This window comes from Paraburkholderia sp. MPAMCS5, assembly GCF_036016995.1.
GTDB lineage: Bacteria > Pseudomonadota > Gammaproteobacteria > Burkholderiales > Burkholderiaceae > Paraburkholderia.
Window position 1 is genome coordinate 247,834 of the sequence record NZ_JAYXBK010000005.1, and the last position, 18,383, is coordinate 266,216.

Sequence of the window (18,383 nt, forward strand, 5' to 3'; positions counted from 1 at the left end):
CAACTTTCGCTTTACCGGACACTTCAAGATGAATTTCCAGCAATTGCGCTTTGTGCGCGAGGCCGTGCGTCAGAACATGAATCTGACCGAAGTGGCGAACGTGCTGTACACGTCGCAGTCGGGCGTGTCCAAACAGATCAAGGATCTGGAGGACGAACTCGGCGTCGACATTTTCATTCGGCGCGGCAAGCGGCTCACGGGCCTCACCGAGCCGGGCAAGGCAGTGCATCAGCTGATCGAGCGCATGTTGCTCGATGCCGAGAATCTGCGTCGCGTCGCGCGTCAATACGCGGATCAGGACAGCGGCCATCTGGTTGTCGCGACCACGCACACGCAGGCGCGTTACGCGCTGCCGAAGGTGGTGCGCCAGTTCACCGAGGTTTTCCCGAAGGTGCATCTCGCGCTGCGGCAGGGCAGTCCGCAGCAGATCGCGCAGATGATCATCAACGGCGAGGCGGATATCGGCATTTCCACCGAGGCGCTCGACCGGTTCCCGGATATCGTCACGTTTCCGTGCTATTCGTGGCATCACGTCGTGGTCGTGCCGAAGGATCATCCGCTGGTGGGCCGGCCGAATCTGACGCTCGACGAGATCGCCGAATTTCCGATCGTCACGTATGACCAGGATTTCACCGGCCGCTCGCATATCGACCAGGCGTTCGCGAAAGCGGGCGCGCTGCCCGACGTGGTGTTGACGGCGATCGACGCCGACGTGATCAAGACCTACGTCGAACTCGGGATGGGCATCGGCGTGGTCGCGGCCATGGCCTACGATCCGAAGCGCGACAGCGAACTCGTCGCGCTCGATACGCAGCATCTGTTCGAAGCGAGCACGACGCGCGTCGGCTTGCGCAAGGGCGCGTTCCTGCGCGCATATGCGTACCGGCTGATCGAGATGTTCGCGCCGCAACTGACCGAAGCGCAAATCGCCGCGCAGTTGCGCGAGGCGGCCTGAAGATTGGTTTGATGACCGGCTTGCGCCGGAGCGGGGTGTCGCTCAGGGTTTGAGCGGGCGCGGCGGCGGCGCATCATCGCTTACAATCGCCGCCATGAATACACCGACTTCCTCTTCTTCCACGACGGCGGCGGCGCCGCTGCCGCGCATCGCCGTGCTCGCCACCGGCGGCACGATTGCTGGCGCTGCCGCTGACGCCACCAACACGGCCGGCTACCAGGCCGGCGTGGTGGGCGTCGATCAATTGCTGGCCGCCGTGCCGGCCTTGTCCGCGGTGGCGCGCATCGCGCCGGAGCAGATTGCGAGCGTCGACAGCAAGGACATGGCGATGCCGCTGTGGACCACGCTCGCGCAACGCATCAACGCGCTGGTGGCCGCCGACGACATCGACGGCGTGGTGGTCACGCACGGCACCGACACGCTCGAAGAAACCGCTTATTTGCTGCATCTGACGATCAAGTCCGACAAGCCGGTGGTGTTGACCGCCGCGATGCGGCCCGCGTCCGCGTTGTCCGCCGACGGTCCGCTCAATCTGCTGAACGCCGTGACGGTGGCGGCGAATCCGGGCGCGCGCGGGCAGGGCGTGCTGGTCGCGTTCAACAACAAGATTCACAGCGCGCGCGACGTGGTCAAGACGAGCACGTATGCCGTCGATGCGTTTGTCTCGCCGGAGATCGGCGCGCTGGGCTGGGTGCAGGACGGGCGCGTCGAGTTGCAGCGCGGCGTGGTGCGTCCGCACACGTTCGCGACCGAGTTTGTAATCGGCGCCGACTGGCCGCAGGTGGAAGTCGTGTTGAGCTACGCGGGCGTGTCGCGCCTTGCCGTCGATGCACTCGTGAGCGCCGGCGTGCGCGGTATCGTTGTGGCCGGCACGGGCAATGGTTCGATTCACGCGTCGCTCGTGCAGCCGCTTGCCGACGCCGCTGCGCAGGGCGTGGCGGTGGTGCGCTCGTCGCGCGTAGGTTCGGGGCATGTGATGCGCAACGGCGCGGCCGCCGACGATGCGCTCGGCTTTGTCAGCGCGGGCTCGCTGAATCCGTACAAAGCACGCGTGCTGTTGATGCTCGCGCTGGCCGCGGGCGTCGCAGGTCCGGTTGCGCTGCAAAAAACTTTCGATACGTATTGACGCAACTGAACGTTAAACGCATTCAACACGTTGAATGAAAACGCGGCGCAGGAGCAGGTTGCTCGAGCGCCGCGTTTTGCGTTGACCGCTGTGCCGTGTTCGCGCGATGCGAGCACGCGCATTGATTACTGCTCAGCCGGAATCACCAGCACCTGGCCTGGATAGATCTTGTCCGGGCTTTTCAGCATCGGCGTGTTGGCCTGGAAGATCACGTCGTTCTTCGCGCCGCTGCCGTAATACTTCTCCGCGATCTTCCACAGATTGTCGCCCGGCACGACCGTATGAAACTGCGTGGGCGACGCGGCGGGCGTGGTGACGGTCAACTGGTCGTCGACCTTGTCGACGTTCTGCACATTGCCGGCGGCCACCAGAATCTTGTCCTTGGTCGGCTGGTCCGCGGCTTCGCCCGAGACGGTCACTGCGTGGCTCGTGCCGTCGTACGTGACTTGCAGGTTGGCCGCGTCCAGACCCTGGCTGCGGATGTAAGTGGCGATCGCGTCGCCCGCGGTTTTGTTCAGCGCGTCAAGGTCGGGTGCGGCGGGCGCGGCCTCGGCCGGCGTGGAGGCGGCGCTGAACAGCTTTTCGCCGGCTTCCTTGATGAAACTGAGAATACCCATCGATCACACTCCTCATGTTGGTACGCAGGCAGGCTTTGCGTAAGGGTTAAGCACTGGTTGCGAAGCCGCGTCACATGTGTGTCACGAAGACGCGGCGTGTGCGTTCGAACGCGTGCAACCAGACTCACGAGTGTAGGAGAAATGCCAGCGACGATGTGTCAAGAAAGGTGCGGCAAAGGGCGCGGAGTTGCAAGCAAATGCAAGCGGACGTGCAAGCCGGCGGCATGCATGATGAGCCGCGGCGCGCAGAGCGAAGAGTGAGCTGGCGGGAAAAAAGGCGGGATAAAAGGCCGGAAAGGACGGCAAAAAAACGGCAAAAAAACGCAATGAAATCCGACAGCCGGACACCCGACGACGACGTCTGACCGACCAAGGCTTCCCCGGCGTAGCCGGGTGCCGCTGCGGACCCCACTTTGCCGCTCTCAGCCCAGAGCGGCGCGATTTGCCCGTTGCCTCGCGATGCCGCGCGAAGCAGCGGGCGCCCCACGTGCGACTGCCGTGCAGTTGTCGATGCAACCCGCGCGGCAATCGGTATTACTGCGCCATTCGGCGTTGATTCAGTGCAGGCGGCACGCGATCAGGCGGCCTTCGCTTCGCTATCCGGCGCTTGCGCGACTTCGTAATTCGCCATGATTTCGAGCGCGCGCACCATCGCCGAGTGGTCCCATGCCTTGCCGCCGTTCGCCGCGCACACGCTGAACAGTTGCTGCGCGCTCGCCGTGTGCGGCAGCGCGATGCCGAGCTTGCGCGCGCCGTCGAGTGCGAGGTTCAGATCCTTCTGATGCAGCTCGATGCGGAAGCCCGGATTGAACGTGCGCTTCGTCATGCGCTCGCCATGCACTTCGAGAATGCGCGACGACGCGAAGCCGCCCATCAGCGCCTTTCGCACTCGCTCCGGATCGGCACCCGAGCGCGACGCGAAGAGCAGCGCTTCGGCCACCGCTTCGATGTTCAGCGCGACGATGATCTGGTTCGCGACCTTGCAGGTCTGACCCGCGCCGTTGTCGCCGATCAGCGAGATGTTCTTGCCCATCAGATCGAAGAGCGGCTTGGCCAGCGCAAAGGCTTTTTCCGGGCCGCCCACCATGATCGTCAACGATGCTTCGCGCGCGCCGACTTCGCCGCCCGACACCGGCGCGTCGAGATACTCGACGCCGAGTGCATTGATCTTCTTCGCGAACGCCTGCGTGTCGAGCGGCGAGATCGAACTCATGTCGATGACGAGCTTGCCCGCCGTCAGGCCGGCGGCGACGCCGTCGTCGGCGAACAGAACGTTGGCCACGTCAGGCGTGTCGGGCACCATGATGATGACGATGTCGGCGGCCTGCGCGACGGCGGTCGAATTCGCCACCACGTTCGTGCTCTTGCTGAGATCTTCCGGCACCGGATAGGCACCGTTCACGAACAGCGTGTGACCGCCCTTGATGAGGTTGCGCGCCATATGGGCGCCCATGATGCCGAGGCCGATGAAACCGATCTTTGCCATGTGTCTGACTCTCCAGTGTTGTGTGCCGTCCCGAGCGGGACGTGCTTCGAGCGTGATGTGCTTCGTGCGGCACATTGCTGTGCCGCTCTCGTGGCTGCGTCTTTCAAGCTGCGGCGTGCGCGGCGCCGCGTGTTTGTCCCGCTACGCTCTGCACCCAGCCGAGGCCCGCCGTGGTGGTTGTGCGCGGCTTGTACTCGCAGCCGACCCAGCCGTCGTAGCCGATCGAATCGAGCAGCTCGAACAGGAACGGGTAATTGATTTCGCCGGTGCCAGGTTCATTGCGGCCCGGATTGTCGGCGAGCTGGATATGCGCGATGTGCGGCAGATTCTTTTTGATCGTCGCCGCGAGTTCGCCTTCCATCCGTTGCATGTGATAGATGTCGTATTGCAGGAACAGGTTGTCCGAGTCCACTGCGCGAATCACGTCGAGGCCTTCGCTCGAACGGTTCAACGCGAAGCCCGGAATGTCGTAGGAATTGCACGGCTCGACGAGCAGTCTGATGCTGGCCTTCTTCAGTTCACCCGCCGCAAAACGCAGGTTATCGACAAGGGTCGCGCGCGCCTTGTCCGCGTCCACGCCCGCCGTCGGAATGCCGACGAGGCAATTGAGTTGCGGCACTTTCAGCGCGCTCGCGTATTCGAGCGCGCGGCCCACGCCTTCCTGGAACTCGCTCACGCGATCCGGCAAACACGCGATGCCGCGCTCGCCGGCCTCCCAGTTGCCCGCGGGCAGGTTGTGCAGCACCAGCTTCAGGCGGCTTTGCTTCAAACGCTCGCTCAATTCGGCGATGGCATACGGATATGGAAACAGGAATTCGACGGCGTGAAAGCCCGCGTCCGCCGCCGCCGCGAAGCGGTCGAGGAACGGGACTTCGTTGAAGAGCATCGTGAGATTCGCTGCAAATTTCGGCATGGTGCGTCAGGTCTCTTTGGTCGGTCAGTGGAATGGCTTCGTGAGGCGGCCGGCACGCTGCCGTGCCAATCGCGCTCACTTGATAAAAGTCGTCGGATCAGTCGAGCATGCTGATGGCGGTCGGCGCGTCCTCGCGCTTCGCGGCCAGTTCCTCGAACTCGTTGATCGCGTCGATTTCCGTGCCCATCGAAATATTGGTCACGCGCTCCAGAATCACTTCGACGATCACCGGCACGTTGAACTCGGAGAGCATCGACTGGGCCTTTTCAAGCGCGGGCTTAAGCTCTTCCGGCCTGAAGACGCGAATCGCCTTGCAGCCGAGACCCTCGGCCACCGCGACGTGGTCCACGCCGTAGCCGTTGGTTTGCGGCGAGTTGATGTTCTCGAAGCCGAGCTGCACGCAGAAGTCCATGTCGAAGGCGCGCTGTGCCTGGCGGATGAGACCCAGGTACGAGTTGTTCACGACCACATGCACGTACGGCAGCTTGAACTGCGCACCCGCCGCGAGTTCTTCGATCATGAACTGGAAGTCGTAATCGCCGGAGAGCGCGACGATCGGCCGTTGCGGATCGGCAGCGCGCACGCCGAGCGCCGCGGGAATCGTCCAGCCGAGCGGGCCCGCCTGGCCGCAGTTGATCCAGTTGCGCGCCTTGTACACATGCAGGAATTGCGCGCCGGCGATCTGCGACAGACCGATCGTGCTCACGTAGCACGTGTCGCGGCCGAACACCTGGTTCATCTCTTCGTAGACGCGCTGCGGCTTCATCGGCACATTGTCGAAGTGCGTCTTGCGATGCATCGTGCGCTTGCGCTCCTGGCAGTCGGCGACCCATGCGCCGCGGTCTTTCAGCTTGCCCGCGGCCTTCCATTCGTTCGCGACTTCGACGAACAGTTCGAGCGCGGCCTTCGCGTCCGATACGATGCCGAGGTCCGGGCCGAACACGCGGCCGATTTGCGTCGGCTCGATGTCCACGTGCACGAACTTGCGGCCCTTCGTGTAGACCTCGACACTGCCCGTGTGGCGGTTCGCCCAGCGGTTGCCGATGCCGAGCACGAAGTCGGACGCGAGCATCGTCGCATTGCCGTAGCGGTGCGAGGTTTGCAGACCGACCATGCCTGCCATCAGCGGATGGTCGTCGGGAATCGCGCCCCACGACATGAGCGTCGGGATCACCGGCACGCCGACGATTTCGGCGAACGTGACGAGCAGATCTTCAGCGGCCGCGTTCAGCACGCCGCCGCCCGAGACGATGAGCGGCTTCTCCGACTCGTTCAGCAAGGCGAGGGCGGCTTCGATCTGCTTGCGCGTCGCCTTCGGCTTGTAGACCGGCAGCGGCTCGTACGTGTCGATGTCGAATTCGATTTCGGCGAGTTGCACGTCGATCGGCAAGTCCACCAGCACCGGACCGGGGCGGCCCGAGCGCATCAGGTGAAACGCCTGCTGGAACACGCGCGGCACGAGCGCCGGCTCGCGCACGGTCACGGCCCACTTGGTGACGGGCTTGGCGATCGATTCGATATCGACGGCCTGGAAATCTTCCTTGTACAGACGCGCGCGCGGCGCCTGGCCCGTGATCGCGAGAATAGGAATCGAGTCGGCCTGGGCGGAGTACAAACCGGTGATCATGTCGGTGCCCGCAGGCCCGGACGTGCCGATGCACACGCCGATATTGCCAGGTTGCGCGCGCGTGTAGCCTTCGGCCATGTGCGAGGCGCCCTCGACGTGACGCGCCAGCACGTGGCTGATGTTGCCTGCCTTTCGCATGGCCGAGTAGAACGGGTTGATCGCGGCGCCCGGCACGCCGAACGCCGTGTCGATACCTTCTTTTTCGAGCACCAGCACGGCGGCGTCGACGGCTCTCATCTTGGCCATGAATGTCTCCTGAATGTCTTGGGGAATGGGCTAACGAAGCTCTTGAACGCACTTTAGGCTCGACCTAAAGGTTTGATAAGATCAGTCGGCGTCGCTTATTTCGAAACAAAAAGTATGGAATGGCGCGCGCGTGTGCAGTCGTGCCGGCAGGAACCGTGGGGAGACAGGACATGGATCGCTTCAAGCAGATTGAAACCTTTGTGCGCGTCGCGGACGCGGGCAGCCTCGCGGCGGCCGCGCTGGAGGAGGGCGTGTCGCCGGTGATCCTCGGGCGCCGCATCGACGCGCTCGAAAAGCGCCTCGGCGTGAAACTGATGTATCGCTCGACGCGTCGGCTTGTCGTCAGCGAAGACGGCGCCGCGTTTCTCGAACGCTGCCGCGGGCTGTTGACCGAATGGGATCAGGCGGAGAACGAACTGAGCGCCGGACGGCGCGCGGTGAACGGTCATCTGATCGTGTCGGCGCCGGCCGCGTTCGGGCGCAAGCACGTCGCGCCGCTCGCACCGGCTTTTCTCGCCGACAAGCCGGAATTGCAGGTGTCCTTCAACCTGACCGACCGCGTGGTGGACCTGGTGCGCGAGGGCTATGACTTATCGATTCGCATCGGCGGCGCGGTCGATCCGAACTTCGTCGCCGTGAAACTGGCCTCGAATCGGCGCGTGGTGTGCGGCACGCCCGATTATTTCCGCCAGCACGGCAAGCCGAAAACGCTCGAAGACCTGCCGCAGCACAATTGCCTCGCGTTCAACCTGCAAGGCGGGCAAAACCGTGGCTGGTATTTTCGCCGCAACGGCAAGCTCGCCACGGTGCGGGTGGGCGGCACGCTCGATTGCAACGACGGCGAGCTGCTGCACCGCTGGGTGTCGGAAGGGCTCGGGCTCGGCTGGCGCTCCACGTGGGAAATCCAGCAGCAACTCGCGCGCGGTGAACTCGAAACCGTGCTCGACGAATTCGCGCTGCCCGACTACGACATTCTTGCGGTCTATCCGCAGCAGCGCTATGTGCCGGCCAAGGTGCGGTACTTCATCGACTATCTGAAAGAGATCTACGCGAGCGAGGATTACTGGAACCGGCCGACGTATTAGCGTCGCGCCGTCGGCTCTTTTCGCGATTGTTTTGTGATGCGCGCGCGGCGGCGGGAATAAACTCGGCGGATGGCCGGTTATGCGGTGTGAAGCGTCACGACGAACCGCACAGCGTAGCCGACATGCCCTGGAGGGCCCGAGGTGGTCCAGACCGATTCACACGCCGCTTGCACGAACGGCGAGACCGATGCCGCGCGAAGCCGCCGTTTCCAGCAGCTCGCGCTGCCGCATCTCGACGCGGCGTACAACCTCGCGCGCTGGCTGTGCGGCAATCCGCACGATGCCGACGACGTCGTGCAGGAAGCCTTCATGCGCGCGTTCCGCTTTTTCGACACGTTTCGCGGTGACTCGGCGCGCCCATGGCTGCTCGCGATCGTGCGCCGCACGTGGTACACGGAATGGCGGCGGCGCGCGTCGTCGCACGAAACGGTCGAGTTCGACGACACGATGGACGATGCCACGTTCGAAGGCTGGAGCGCGGGCGGCGCCGATCCGCAGGCGCTTCTGATCCGCGACGAGGACACGAAGCGCGTGCACGAGGCGCTCGCGCTGCTGCCGGTCGAGTATCGCGAGGTGCTGATCTTGCGCGAACTCGAAGAGATGGGTTATCGCGAGATCGCGCAGGTGGCCGATGTGCCGATCGGCACGGTGATGTCGCGGCTCGCGAGAGGGCGGCGGCGGCTCGCTGCGCTGCTGGCGGAGCCGTCCGCGACGCCGACGGCCTCGGTGACGCCTCTTCGGGCCGTGGCCAACAGCGTGACCAAAGCCCGGCCGCTCAAGCCACCCGGCGGCGCGTCCGCCGGCAACGCACAGGAGACGCCAGATGGACTGTAACGAAGCGCGGCCGCTCCTCGATGCGAACGCCGATCACGAATTGCCCGCGCCCGAGGCGCGGCGCGTGCAGCAGCATATCGAGAGCTGCGAGGCCTGTCGGCGCGAAAGCGAAAACCTTCGGGCGATGAGCGGCGCGCTGCGCGCGGCGCCTTACCATCGCGCGTCACAGGCGTTGCGGGCGCGGATCGTGGCGGGTTTGCCCGATACAGAGAGCGTGCTGGCCGGCGGCGCGAGCGCGTCGTCGGAGATGCAAACGCAGCAGGCGCCGCAGGCGGCTGCCGGCGGGGAGCCGGCGCGCGAGCGCCGTCCGTCGTCGGGACGGGCATCGGGCTGGTTCGACCGGTGGTTTGGCGGACGCGCCAGCCAGGGCGGCCAAGGCGGCTTTGGCGGTTTTGGCCGCCCGCTCGCGACGGGCGGCCCGGCCGGGCCCCTCGCGTCGGGCTGGCTCGCGGCGCTGGTGATCGCGGTGTGCGCGATCGGCGTGACGCTCACGCTGAACCTGCGCCGTCCCGCCGAGTTCGCGCCTTTCGCGGACGAACTCGTGTCGAGCCACGTAAGGGCGCAGGTGTCGGGGCGCGACATCGACGTCATTTCGACGGACCGGCATACCGTGAAGCCGTGGTTCAACGGCCGGCTGGACTATTCGCCGCCCGTCGAGGATCTGGCGGCGAGCGGCTTCGCGCTGCAAGGCGGGCGGCTCGACTACCTCGCGCACCGGCGGGTCGCCGTCCTGGTGTACCGCTATCGCAAACATGTGATCGACGTGTACGTGTTTCCGCAGACGGCAGGCGCGGACGTCGGGGCGCCCGCGAGGCAGGCCCAGGAAGGCTTTTCGATCGCGCACTGGAACGCCGAAGGCATGACGTGGTGGGCGGTCACGGACGCCGCGCCCGACGCGCTGAGCGGACTCGAAGCGGCGCTGAAGGCACGTCTGCAAGGCGGCAGCGAGCGCACGGAGGGCGGCTGAGCGTGCCGGATGCCGTGTCCCTATGCGCGAAGGACAAGGCTAAGCCGTTGAAAACACGCCTGAATTGCGTGGCCGGATCATGCAAAGCCTTGCAACTCGGCCCCAACCGGGCTACAATCTTCGGCTTCTCACTTGCCACACCGGTTCCGACGCCCGGGTGGCTTTAATCCATAAGTCAGCACAAGGAGTGAATATGCGTCATTACGAAATCGTATTTATCGTGCACCCGGATCAAAGCGAGCAAGTGCCCGCCATGATCGAGCGTTACAAGTCCACGATCACCTCGCACGGCGGCCAGATCCACCGTATCGAAGACTGGGGCCGTCGCCAACTGGCCTACATGATCGAGAAACTCGCGAAGGCTCACTACGTCTGCATGAACATCGAATGCGACCAGACCACGCTCGACGAACTGGAACACGCGTTCAAGTTCAACGACGCCGTTCTGCGTCACCTCATCGTCAAGATGAAGAAGGCCGAAACCGGCCCGTCGCCGATGATGAAGGAAGTGCAGCGCGAAGAAGCCAAGAAGTCGGCTGCTACGCAACCGTCCGAAGCGCAGGCTTAAGACACACTATTTAAGCTACCAGATCAAGCGTCACCCTCGTCAAAGGCTTCATGAACCGGCTGCAACTCACGGCCAGCGTCGTCGAACGCGAACCGGTACGGTACACACCCGCCGGCGTTCCGATAGCAGGTTGCACGTTGCAGCATCGCACGGAAGTCGTCGAGGCCGGCATTGTCCGGCAAGTCGAACTGACCATGCAGGCGGTGGCCGCAGGCGAGGCGAGCGGTAAGCTGGAAAGCTGTCCGATGGGCGTCGAAACGCTCTTCACAGGCTTCCTGGCGAAAAAGCACCGCAACGCGAGAACTCTGGTATTTCACATCACAGCATTGCAGGACATTGGAAAGGACTGAACATGCCCCGCCCGACTGGTAAGAAATTCGACAAGCGTCGTCAGCAACAAAATCCGCTCTTCAAGCGCAAGAAGTTCTGCCGTTTCACGGCCGCTGGCGTCGAGTACATCGACTACAAGGACCTCGATACGCTGAAGGACTTCATCGGCGAAAACGGCAAGATCACGCCGGCGCGTCTCACGGGTACGAAGTCGCACTATCAACGCCAGCTGGACACGGCAATCAAGCGCGCACGTTTCCTCGCGCTCGTGCCGTACACCGACCAGCACAAGGCCTAACCCGACGACGCGATAAGGAGCATCCGAATGCAAATCATTCTTCTGGAAAAAGTCGTCAATCTGGGCAACCTGGGCGATATCGTGAAGGTCAAGGACGGCTACGCACGTAACTTCCTGATCCCGAACAAGCAAGCTCGCCGTGCAACGAAGGAAGCGCTCGCCGAATTCGAAGTGCGCCGCGCCGAACTCGAAAAGATCGCCGCTGAAAAGCTGACTGCCGCTCAGGCTCAAGGCGAAAAGCTGGCGGGCTCGACGGTTCAGATCGGCCAGAAGGCCGGTGTGGACGGCCGTCTGTTCGGCTCGGTGACGAACGCGGACATCGCTGAAGCGCTGGGCAAGCAAGGCTTCGCAGTGGAAAAGGCGCAAGTGCGTCTGCCGGAAGGCCCGCTGAAGACCGTTGGCGAGCACCCGATTCAGGTTTCGCTGCACACCGACGTGGTTGTCGACGTGACGGTGGCTGTGATCGGCGAGCACGTTTAAGCCGGGCAGCATCAGATGTATCGGCCAGGCGGTTGCTGGCTAGAGGCAGGGGCCGGGCAACCGGCCCCTGCTTTTTTTGTGCCGGTTATTTTTTGGCTCGCCCGCTGGCCGCGGTCGCCTGATTTCCACGATAATTCCTCTCCATGAACGCACCGTCCAAAGATCCCCAGCTCGAGTCGCTGAAAGTCCCGCCGCATTCGATCGAGGCCGAACAATCGGTGCTGGGCGGCTTGTTGCTGGACAACGCGGCATGGGACCGCATCGCCGACTTCCTCTCGCAAAGCGATTTCTACCGCTACGATCACCGCATCATTTTCGAGCACATCGGCAAGCTGATCGCGGCCACGCGTCCGGCCGACGTCATCACCGTTTATGAAGCGCTCGGCACCTCCGGCAAGGCGGAAGAGGTGGGCGGTCTCGCCTATCTGAACGCGCTCGCGCAGAACACGCCGAGCGCCGCCAATATTCGCCGCTACGCCGAAATCGTGCGCGACCGCGCGGTGCTGCGCCGGCTGGTGTCCGTCGCCGATGAAATCTCGGCCGACGCGTTCAACCCGCAGGGCAAGGAAGTGCGGCAATTGCTGGATGAGGCGGAGTCGAAGGTGTTTTCGATCGCCGAAGACGGCGCGCGCGGCACGCAAGGCTTTCTGGAAATCGGGCCGCTTCTGACCGAGGTGGTCGAGCGGATCGACACGCTGTATCACACCGCCAATCCGAGCGACGTCACCGGCACGCCGACGGGTTTTGTCGACCTGGACCGCATGACCTCGGGCATGCACGGCGGCGAACTGATCATTGTCGCCGGCCGCCCGTCGATGGGTAAAACGGCGTTTTCGATGAACATCGGCGAATACGTGGCGGTCGAGTACGGCTTGCCGGTCGCGGTGTTCTCAATGGAAATGCCGGGTTCGCAGCTCACCATGCGTATGCTCGGCTCGGTCGGCCGACTGGACCAGCACCGCATGCGTACGGGCCGTCTGACCGACGAAGACTGGCCGAAGCTCACGCACGCGGTGCAGAAAATGAGCGAGGCACAGATTTTCATCGACGAAACCGGTGGTCTGAACCCGATGGAACTTCGTTCGCGCGCGCGGCGGTTGTCGCGTCAGTGCGGCAAGCTGGGGCTGATCATTATCGACTATCTCCAGCTGATGAGCGGGTCGTCGTCGGGGGAAAACCGCGCGACCGAAATCTCCGAAATCTCGCGTTCGCTGAAGAGTCTCGCCAAGGAACTGGACGTGCCCGTCATCGCTTTGTCCCAGCTCAACCGTGGTCTGGAACAGCGTCCGAACAAACGCCCGATCATGTCGGACTTGCGCGAATCCGGCGCTATCGAACAGGACGCGGACGTGATCCTGTTTATCTACCGCGACGAAGTGTATAACCCGGACAGCCCGGATAAAGGCACCGCGGAAATCATTATCGGCAAGCAGCGAAATGGCCCGATCGGACCAGTTCGCCTCACGTTCCATGGCCAATTCACGAAGTTCGACAACTTTGCCGGCGCGCAGAATTTTTACAGCGACTAACGAAAGCGAAGGCGAATCAGCTCGAATCAGCGCATAAGCGGCGCCATGGCAATTCCGCTGTTGTAACGGCGCTTTGCAAAGTGCGGCATTGATCCCGCGACGGTACAATATTGCAGTTTTATGTCAGCCATAATGTGACCAATTTTCGGGATCCCAATGTTCGGTCGATTCATGCCCACCGAGGGCAAGTTCTTTGATAATTTCAATGCGCACGCACAGTGCATCATCTCGGCAAGCCGCGAACTCGAGTTGTTGATCGACAATCTGCAAGACGCCGAGACCCACAAGCAAAACGTGCAGAAAGCCGAAAAGGCTGCCGACAAGCTCACGCACGAAACCATCGACCTGCTGCACAAGACTTTCATCACGCCGCTCGACCGCGATGAGATCCACAAGCTGATCACCACGATGGACGACATCCTCGACCTGATGGAGGACGTCGCCACTGCCATTTCCCTTTACGACGTCCAGTCCGTCACCTCCGAGGCGAGCCAGCTCGCGCACATTTGCACGGCCACGTGCGAACGCGTGCAGTTCGCGGTCAGCCTCCTGTCGGATATGAAGCAGGCCAGCCAGATTCTCAGGGCGTGCGAGGAAATCGACCGTCTGGAATCGGAAGCCGACCGCGTGCTGCGCGCGGCCATGTCGAAACTCTTCCGCGAAGAAGACAACGTCAAGACGCTGATCAAGCTGAAAGCCATTTACGAATTGCTCGAAACGATCACGGACAAGTGCGAGGACGTCGCGAACATCATCGAAGGCATCGTGCTGGAAAACGCATAATGCAATCGATACAACTCGCTATCTGGGTCGTTGCCGGCCTCGTCGCGGTCGCGCTCGTTTTCGACTTCATGAACGGCTTTCACGACGCGGCCAACTCGATCGCCACGGTCGTGTCGACCGGCGTGCTGAAGCCGCAGCAAGCGGTGGCGTTCGCCGCCGCGTTCAACGTGATCGCGTATTTCGTGTTCCACCTGAAAGTGGCCACCACGGTCGGCAAGGGCACGATCGATCCAGCCATCGTCGATCATTACGTGATTTTTGGCGCGTTGGTGGGCGCGATCGGCTGGAACGTCATCACGTGGCATTACGGCATCCCGTCGAGTTCGTCGCATGCGCTGATCGGCGGGCTCGTGGGCTCGGCGCTCGCCAAGTCCGGCTGGGGCTCGCTCAATTTCGACGGGCTCATGAAAACAGTCACGTTCATTTTCGTCTCGCCGCTGCTGGGCTTCGTGCTGGGGTCGTTTTTCATGCTGGCGGTGTCGTGGATCTATTTCCGCACGCCGCCCAGCAAGGTCGACCGGCGTTTCCGGCGTTTGCAGCTGCTGTCCGCCGGCTTGTACAGCCTCGGCCACGGCGGCAACGACGCGCAGAAAACCATCGGCATTATCTGGATGCTGCTGATCGCCACGGGCTATGCGTCGTCCATCGCCGATGCACCGCCGCTGTGGGTGATCGGCGGCTGCTATCTGTCGATGGGTTTCGGCACCTTGTTCGGCGGCTGGCGAATCGTCCGCACGATGGGGCAGAAAATCACCAAGCTGAAGCCGGTCGGCGGGTTTTGCGCGGAGTCGGGCGGGGCGATCACGCTGTTCACGGCCTCTTTCCTCGGCATTCCGGTATCCACCACGCATACCATCACGGGCGCGATTGTCGGTGTGGGCGCGACGCAGAAACTGAGCGCGGTGCGCTGGGGTGTGGCGGGCAACATCGTCTGGGCATGGATTCTGACCATCCCGGCATCCGCTGCACTGGCGGCCGCCGCGTGGTGGCTCGGCCACCGCTTCTTGTAATTCGCGGGAGGGTCACGGCTGCCGCTCTCGCAGCCGCAGCGCAGCCGCTCAGGCAGCCGCAGTCCTTCAAAGCGCTTTGAACGGCGCGCCGCTCAGATCAGCGGCGCGCTGCCTCCATCCATCGGGACGATCGCGCCCGTCACATAGCTCGCCCGGCGGCTCGCCAGAAACAGCGCGACATCGGCGATTTCCTCCGGGTTCGCGTAACGTCCGAGCGGCACCTTGGCCTGCCCGCGCGCCAGCGCTTCCGCGCTCTGAATGCCTTGCTGCACGGCTTCGAGCCTGACGGCTTCTTCGACGCGCTCAGTAAGCGTCGAGCCCGGATTGATCGCGTTGATACGAATGCCGTAGCGCGCGTAGTAATGGGCGAGGCCGACCGTGGCCAGCATCAGCGCGGCATTCGCGGCGCCGCCCGCGATATGAATATCGCTTGCCATCTTCCCGCCCATGCCGATGATGTTCACGACCGTGCCAGGCTCGCCGCCATTGCTCGTTTTCGCGCGCTCGGCCATGCGGCGCAGCACTTCCTGCTGCGGGTAGATGTAGGGGAAATATTTGGCTTCCATCGTGGCCCGGAACGCTTCGGCGTCAAGCGTTTCCGGATCGTAGCGGCGCGCCGCGCCCGCGCAGTTGATCAGCACATCGATTGGGCCGACGGCGGTGCTGACTTCCTCGACGATGTCCGCGGCGCTGTGCGGCTCGTGCAGATCGGCGCGCGTGCGATGCACGTGCAAGCCTTCCTGCTTTAGCTGCTCGTAGGCGCGCGCCAGATTGGCGGGGTCGCGCGAGACGATGGCGACCTTCGCGCCTTCCTGCGCAAAAGCCCGGGCGCACGCAAAACCGATCCCCTTGCTGCCGCCCGTGATCAGCACCACTTTTTCTTTCAGCCCGAGATCCATTATCGTCACCCGCTTCGGAAGAATACCGGTGACGATAGCAGATCGGCGGCCGGCGTGGGCTGCATACGGCCCGCATTCGTGTTGGATGGAGCTGATGCGTCAATCGGACGAATCCTATTTCCATCAATCGTTGCGTGAAGACATCAGCGCGACATTGCCGACTATCTCATTTGTAAGAATGTGTGCGCTTTTGCACGCGCCGTCTATTCGCTTACGAGCGCAAACTATTCAGTATGACGAAGCAATTAAGCCGGGGCGCGGCCGGAACGGGCAGTTGGACGGCAGTTGGTCCGCATGTTCCCCGCCTGACGCGTCCGCTTCGAGAAAAAACCTTTAAGGAGTTGCAAAGTGAGCCTGGATTGTTCATCGGCTTCCGTGATCATCGCCGGCGACGTGATGCTCGACCGCTACTGGTTCGGCGACAGCACGCGTATTTCGCCGGAGGCGCCCGTGCCGGTCGTTCACGTTCAGCGTACGCAGGACGTCGCGGGCGGCGCGGCGAATGTGGCGATCAACACGGTGAATCTGGGCGCGAGCACCACGTTGCTATCGGTTGTCGGCGACGATCAGGACGGGCGTGTCCTGCAATCGTTGCTGGAACGCAGAAACGTTCACTGCACGTTTCTGCGTGACCCGGCGCTGCAAACCACCGTGAAACTGCGCATCATTTCACGCAACCAGCAGATTGTGCGCGCGGACTTCGAGCAGCGTCCGGACCACGAACTGCTGTTCCCGCTCGCGGCTCAATTCCGCGAAAAGCTGAAAGCATGCCGCACGGTTGTGTTTTCGGACTACGGCAAAGGCGGCCTCGCGCACCTGCGCCTGATGTTGTCGGACGCGACGGCCGCCAACGCCACGGTGCTGATCGATCCCAAAGGACGGGACTACTCGATATATCGCGGCGCAAGCATCGTGACGCCGAACCGGAGTGAATTTGCGCAGGCTGCGGGCACGTGGATCGGCGAAGCGGATTTCGAACGGCGCGCATTCAAACTGCGCGACACAGTGGAGCTTGCAGCGTTGCTCGTGACACGCTCGGAGGATGGCATGAGCCTCTTTGTCGGGAATCGCCATATCCGCATTCCCGCACAGGCGCGCGAGGTCTACGACGTGTCGGGCGCGGGCGACACCGTGATCGCCACCATGGCGGCGGCGCTGGGCGCGGGGCATGACATCGAAGGCGCCGCGCGGCTCGCTAACGTGGCGGCCGGCATTGTGGTCGGAAAAATCGGCACCGCGCCGATTACGCTCGAGGAACTCAATCGGCATGTGTGAGCGGCGCGCTCAAACAGGCTGGCCGCGCTGCCGTGACGGACGGATTTTTTCGGCGCTGCCGCTAGAAATTGCCGTTGGCGAAACTAGAACTTGCCGTTGGCAAAGCGCGCGATCGGATCGTCGTTGGTTTGCGACGGCGCGGGGACGCCTCGTGAGGCCGTCGAGGCTCGCATGATCTGCACGCTGCCTTCGTCCGCCGGTTGCTGTGCCTGCTGTGCCTGGCGCGCCTGACGGGCGGCAACGGAAGCCGCTGGTGGCGGTTCGAACGCATCGGCGGCGGCATCGATCGCATCCGGTGCGCTCGGGGTTGGCTGAACCGCGCGCGCGGTCACCGTGGGCTGCCGTTGAGCGGGAGCGCCGCCGCTGGGGTCATAGGTATTCGCCGGCGCCGGCGATACCGCACCCGCTGTCCGTGCCTGAATCTGCGCCGCGCTCATGCCGGGCGGTGGCGGTTCGAAGGGATCAGCTTGCGGCGTTCGCGCTGCGCTCGTCGTGGCGGGGGCCGCGGTTGCCGACGGCGCCCACGCGTCAGTCGCCACACGCGCAAGAGCCTGGGAAGGCAATACGCTCGCGGCATCGTCCGGCGCTGCCTTTGCCGCTGCCGCCGCCGACGACGCACTTGCACCGCCCGCCTGACCGCGTCCGTACGCGGCGCTCGTCGCCGCGACCGGGCGTTCCGGCTGCGGCGACGCGGCCTGATAACTCGGCTCATCGAAAGGCGCGGGTTTCGTGGCCGGTCCGGCGACGCGGCGAATGCCGTCAAAGCGCTTGGCCCAATACGGATTGGTCAGATAATCGAGCCGCACCGTGCCGCCCGTCGAAGGCGCGTTGACAAAGCGCAGTTTGCCTACGTAGATACCGACATGCGAGTGCGCGCGGCCGGTGGTATTGAAAAAGATCAGATCGCCCGGCGCGATCTCGTCCGGTTCGATCGATTCGCCGCGCCCGCTCATATCGGCGGTGGTGCGCGGCAGATTCACCGACGCCGCGCGCGCCACGACATAGTGAACGAGGCCGCTGCAATCGAAGCCGCTGTCAGGCGTGTTGCCGCCCCAACGGTACGGCACGCCGACGAGGCTCATCGCCTGAATCGAGATTTCCTCGCGGCCGATGCTGTGATCCACAAAATTCGGAAATCCGGGCGGCGGCGCGCGGTAAGCGCCATTGGCGACGACAACCGAACTTCCCGAGCGCGACGACGTCTTCTGCGGCGCGCCGGCGCAGGCGGCGAGCAGCAGAACGGTCAGCAGCGAGAAGGCGAGTCGGAGCATGAAAGATGAAAGCGGTAAGCGCGCGTTTAAAGGCGCGCAATGTCCGGATGGTAGCCGCTGAAACGGAACAGCGGCAAGAATTCT

At 63.5% G+C, this 18,383-nt stretch carries 19 protein-coding genes; 13 read left to right on the forward strand and 6 right to left on the reverse strand.

Going from position 1 to position 18,383, the window contains the following annotated elements; all coding sequences use genetic code 11:
• Positions 1 to 28: 28 nt before the first annotated feature.
• Both VOM14_RS14000 and VOM14_RS14005 read left to right on the forward strand, forming a co-directional pair.
• On the forward strand, positions 29 to 955 hold the full coding sequence (locus VOM14_RS14000) for a CysB family HTH-type transcriptional regulator (protein WP_327629309.1): 927 nt from the start codon (positions 29 to 31) through the stop codon (positions 953 to 955).
• Positions 956 to 1,049: 94 nt separating this feature from the next.
• Entirely contained in the window at positions 1,050 to 2,081 is a 1,032-nt protein-coding gene (locus VOM14_RS14005; RefSeq protein ID WP_327629310.1) for an asparaginase, read from the forward strand.
• 125 nt (positions 2,082 to 2,206) lie between these two features.
• Here the strand turns inward: VOM14_RS14005 and lysM are convergent, their stop codons facing one another.
• From lysM to gcl, 4 genes are all read right to left on the reverse strand, one after another.
• Positions 2,207 to 2,698: a peptidoglycan-binding protein LysM gene (gene lysM / locus VOM14_RS14010; RefSeq protein ID WP_327629311.1), complete on the reverse strand. Its 492-nt coding sequence runs from the start codon at positions 2,696 to 2,698 to the stop codon at positions 2,207 to 2,209.
• A gap of 577 nt (positions 2,699 to 3,275) precedes the next feature.
• A complete protein-coding gene (locus tag VOM14_RS14015) occupies positions 3,276 to 4,184 on the reverse strand; it encodes a 2-hydroxy-3-oxopropionate reductase (RefSeq protein WP_327629312.1) in 909 nt (302 codons plus the stop codon).
• A gap of 103 nt (positions 4,185 to 4,287) precedes the next feature.
• Positions 4,288 to 5,097 carry a 2-oxo-tetronate isomerase gene (otnI, locus tag VOM14_RS14020; RefSeq protein WP_327629313.1) on the reverse strand — a complete coding sequence of 270 codons (810 nt, stop codon included), beginning with the start codon at positions 5,095 to 5,097 and terminating at the stop codon, positions 4,288 to 4,290.
• 97 nt (positions 5,098 to 5,194) lie between these two features.
• Positions 5,195 to 6,970: a glyoxylate carboligase gene (gene gcl / locus VOM14_RS14025; protein WP_327629314.1), complete on the reverse strand. Its 1,776-nt coding sequence runs from the start codon at positions 6,968 to 6,970 to the stop codon at positions 5,195 to 5,197.
• A 170-nt stretch (positions 6,971 to 7,140) separates the two neighbouring features.
• On the opposite strand from gcl, the gene VOM14_RS14030 reads away from it, so the two are divergent.
• From VOM14_RS14030 to VOM14_RS14075, 10 genes are all read left to right on the forward strand, one after another.
• Positions 7,141 to 8,055 carry a LysR family transcriptional regulator gene (locus VOM14_RS14030; protein ID WP_327629315.1) on the forward strand — a complete coding sequence of 305 codons (915 nt, stop codon included), beginning with the start codon at positions 7,141 to 7,143 and terminating at the stop codon, positions 8,053 to 8,055.
• Positions 8,056 to 8,196: 141 nt separating this feature from the next.
• Positions 8,197 to 8,889 carry an RNA polymerase sigma factor gene (locus VOM14_RS14035; RefSeq protein ID WP_327629316.1) on the forward strand — a complete coding sequence of 231 codons (693 nt, stop codon included), beginning with the start codon at positions 8,197 to 8,199 and terminating at the stop codon, positions 8,887 to 8,889.
• Positions 8,879 to 9,856, forward strand: coding sequence for an anti-sigma factor family protein (locus VOM14_RS14040; RefSeq protein WP_327629317.1), 978 nt, complete (start codon positions 8,879 to 8,881; stop codon positions 9,854 to 9,856). Before VOM14_RS14035 ends, VOM14_RS14040 begins: the two co-directional genes overlap by 11 nt.
• 193 nt (positions 9,857 to 10,049) lie before the next feature.
• Positions 10,050 to 10,424, forward strand: coding sequence for a 30S ribosomal protein S6 (gene rpsF, locus VOM14_RS14045; RefSeq protein WP_006048823.1), 375 nt, complete (start codon positions 10,050 to 10,052; stop codon positions 10,422 to 10,424).
• Between the two features lie 50 nt (positions 10,425 to 10,474).
• The gene (gene priB / locus VOM14_RS14050) at positions 10,475 to 10,774 is read left to right on the forward strand and encodes a primosomal replication protein N (protein ID WP_327629318.1); all 300 of its coding nucleotides are present in this window, start codon (positions 10,475 to 10,477) and stop codon (positions 10,772 to 10,774) included.
• 2 nt (positions 10,775 to 10,776) lie between these two features.
• Positions 10,777 to 11,052: a 30S ribosomal protein S18 gene (gene rpsR, locus VOM14_RS14055; protein ID WP_327629319.1), complete on the forward strand. Its 276-nt coding sequence runs from the start codon at positions 10,777 to 10,779 to the stop codon at positions 11,050 to 11,052.
• Between the two features lie 27 nt (positions 11,053 to 11,079).
• Positions 11,080 to 11,532 carry a 50S ribosomal protein L9 gene (rplI, locus tag VOM14_RS14060; protein WP_327629320.1) on the forward strand — a complete coding sequence of 151 codons (453 nt, stop codon included), beginning with the start codon at positions 11,080 to 11,082 and terminating at the stop codon, positions 11,530 to 11,532.
• Between the two features lie 143 nt (positions 11,533 to 11,675).
• The gene (locus VOM14_RS14065) at positions 11,676 to 13,061 is read left to right on the forward strand and encodes a replicative DNA helicase (protein WP_012432804.1); all 1,386 of its coding nucleotides are present in this window, start codon (positions 11,676 to 11,678) and stop codon (positions 13,059 to 13,061) included.
• 156 nt (positions 13,062 to 13,217) lie between these two features.
• Entirely contained in the window at positions 13,218 to 13,844 is a 627-nt protein-coding gene (locus VOM14_RS14070; RefSeq protein WP_327629321.1) for a DUF47 domain-containing protein, read from the forward strand.
• Positions 13,844 to 14,854, forward strand: a complete 1,011-nt coding sequence (locus tag VOM14_RS14075; protein ID WP_327629322.1) for an inorganic phosphate transporter — start codon at positions 13,844 to 13,846, stop codon at positions 14,852 to 14,854. Before VOM14_RS14070 ends, VOM14_RS14075 begins: the two co-directional genes overlap by 1 nt.
• 92 nt (positions 14,855 to 14,946) lie before the next feature.
• Here VOM14_RS14075 and VOM14_RS14080 read toward each other — a convergent pair whose 3' ends face one another.
• Complete coding sequence (locus VOM14_RS14080) at positions 14,947 to 15,753, reverse strand: SDR family NAD(P)-dependent oxidoreductase (protein ID WP_327629323.1); 807 nt, start codon at positions 15,751 to 15,753, stop codon at positions 14,947 to 14,949.
• A 348-nt stretch (positions 15,754 to 16,101) separates the two neighbouring features.
• Here VOM14_RS14080 and rfaE1 point away from each other — a divergent pair, with 348 nt between their 5' ends.
• The gene (gene rfaE1 / locus VOM14_RS14085; RefSeq protein ID WP_327629324.1) at positions 16,102 to 17,028 is read left to right on the forward strand and encodes a D-glycero-beta-D-manno-heptose-7-phosphate kinase; all 927 of its coding nucleotides are present in this window, start codon (positions 16,102 to 16,104) and stop codon (positions 17,026 to 17,028) included.
• An 83-nt stretch (positions 17,029 to 17,111) separates the two neighbouring features.
• On the opposite strand, the gene VOM14_RS14090 is transcribed toward rfaE1, so the two are convergent.
• Entirely contained in the window at positions 17,112 to 18,299 is a 1,188-nt protein-coding gene (locus VOM14_RS14090; protein ID WP_327629325.1) for an NlpC/P60 family protein, read from the reverse strand.
• Between the last annotated feature and the right edge of the window lie 84 nt (positions 18,300 to 18,383).

What these genes read in the sequence shown, in the direction of transcription:
- VOM14_RS14000 (WP_327629309.1), top strand. Translation starts at nt 29, where the DNA reads ATGAATTTCCAGCAATTGCGCTTTGTGCGCGAGGCCGTGCGTCAGAAC.
- VOM14_RS14005 (WP_327629310.1), top strand. Translation starts at nt 1,050, where the DNA reads ATGAATACACCGACTTCCTCTTCTTCCACGACGGCGGCGGCGCCGCTG.
- lysM (WP_327629311.1), bottom strand. Translation starts at nt 2,698, where the DNA reads ATGGGTATTCTCAGTTTCATCAAGGAAGCCGGCGAAAAGCTGTTCAGC.
- VOM14_RS14015 (WP_327629312.1), bottom strand. Translation starts at nt 4,184, where the DNA reads ATGGCAAAGATCGGTTTCATCGGCCTCGGCATCATGGGCGCCCATATG.
- otnI (WP_327629313.1), bottom strand. Translation starts at nt 5,097, where the DNA reads ATGCCGAAATTTGCAGCGAATCTCACGATGCTCTTCAACGAAGTCCCG.
- gcl (WP_327629314.1), bottom strand. Translation starts at nt 6,970, where the DNA reads ATGGCCAAGATGAGAGCCGTCGACGCCGCCGTGCTGGTGCTCGAAAAA.
- VOM14_RS14030 (WP_327629315.1), top strand. Translation starts at nt 7,141, where the DNA reads ATGGATCGCTTCAAGCAGATTGAAACCTTTGTGCGCGTCGCGGACGCG.
- VOM14_RS14040 (WP_327629317.1), top strand. Translation starts at nt 8,879, where the DNA reads ATGGACTGTAACGAAGCGCGGCCGCTCCTCGATGCGAACGCCGATCAC.
- rpsF (WP_006048823.1), top strand. Translation starts at nt 10,050, where the DNA reads ATGCGTCATTACGAAATCGTATTTATCGTGCACCCGGATCAAAGCGAG.
- priB (WP_327629318.1), top strand. Translation starts at nt 10,475, where the DNA reads ATGAACCGGCTGCAACTCACGGCCAGCGTCGTCGAACGCGAACCGGTA.
- rpsR (WP_327629319.1), top strand. Translation starts at nt 10,777, where the DNA reads ATGCCCCGCCCGACTGGTAAGAAATTCGACAAGCGTCGTCAGCAACAA.
- rplI (WP_327629320.1), top strand. Translation starts at nt 11,080, where the DNA reads ATGCAAATCATTCTTCTGGAAAAAGTCGTCAATCTGGGCAACCTGGGC.
- VOM14_RS14065 (WP_012432804.1), top strand. Translation starts at nt 11,676, where the DNA reads ATGAACGCACCGTCCAAAGATCCCCAGCTCGAGTCGCTGAAAGTCCCG.
- VOM14_RS14070 (WP_327629321.1), top strand. Translation starts at nt 13,218, where the DNA reads ATGTTCGGTCGATTCATGCCCACCGAGGGCAAGTTCTTTGATAATTTC.
- VOM14_RS14075 (WP_327629322.1), top strand. Translation starts at nt 13,844, where the DNA reads ATGCAATCGATACAACTCGCTATCTGGGTCGTTGCCGGCCTCGTCGCG.
- VOM14_RS14080 (WP_327629323.1), bottom strand. Translation starts at nt 15,753, where the DNA reads ATGGATCTCGGGCTGAAAGAAAAAGTGGTGCTGATCACGGGCGGCAGC.
- VOM14_RS14090 (WP_327629325.1), bottom strand. Translation starts at nt 18,299, where the DNA reads ATGCTCCGACTCGCCTTCTCGCTGCTGACCGTTCTGCTGCTCGCCGCC.